This window comes from Aeromicrobium sp. PFPM2_SD2, assembly GCF_057364525.1.
Window position 1 is genome coordinate 1 of the sequence record NZ_JBNFNZ010000700.1, and the last position, 797, is coordinate 797.

Below are 797 nucleotides of genomic sequence, written 5' to 3' on the forward strand. Positions count from 1 at the left end.
GGGCATGAGCTGCATGACGCCCTGCGCGCGGCCGGGCTGACCGCGGACGCGTCCAGGCCCGACTCCTGCTTGGCGACGGCGGCCAGCAGGTCGGCGCTCACGCCGTAGCGGCTCGGCCGCTCGAACAGCGCCGCGTACCCGCCGGCGGGCACCGCGCTCGACGCCGACACGGCCGACGGGGCCTCGGCGCCGACGACGCGGCGGATCGCGGTGGGCGTGTCGTAGACGTCCTCGATGCGCACCTTCTCGCCCGGCTTCGGGGCGTGGATCATCTTGCCGTCGCCGACGTAGATGCCGATGTGCGTCACCGGGGAGTTGAACGCCAGCAGGTCACCGGGACGGGCCTGGTCCAGGCTCGGCACCGCGGTGCCGACCTTCGCCTGGTCGCGCGAGACGCGCGGCAGGTCGTAGCCGAGCTCGCCGTAGACCTGCTGCACGAGGCCGGAGCAGTCCAGGCCCTTCGCCGGGTCGGTGCCGCCCCACACGTAGGGGACGCCGAGGTACTTCTTGGCCGTCTCGACGACCTGCTGCCCGTCGGCCGAGCCGCCGCCCTGGGCGGCGGCCAGCTGGCTCGCGAAGTCGGACGCCGACGTGCCGGCCACCGCGGACGCGGACAGGGTGCGCCGGCGGCGAGGCTCGCGACCCGGCCGTCCAGGGTGGCCAGGTAGGACTCGATCTGCCCGATGCGGGCCTGGACCTCTGTCACGCTCATCCGGTGGTCCCCCCGTCCGAAGCGGGCCGACGTCAGGTCGTCGGCCTCCTTGGCCTCGGCCCGGCGGCGCTCGGCCGCGCGCTCG

General features: G+C 75.2%; 1 protein-coding gene. It reads right to left on the reverse strand.

Annotation, left to right across the window (positions count from 1 at the left end; translation table 11 throughout):
- On the reverse strand, positions 1 to 602 hold a 602-nt coding region (locus AC2W7G_RS17565), incomplete at its 3' end, for a C40 family peptidase (RefSeq protein ID WP_485869568.1).
- Positions 603 to 797 lie beyond the last annotated feature (195 nt).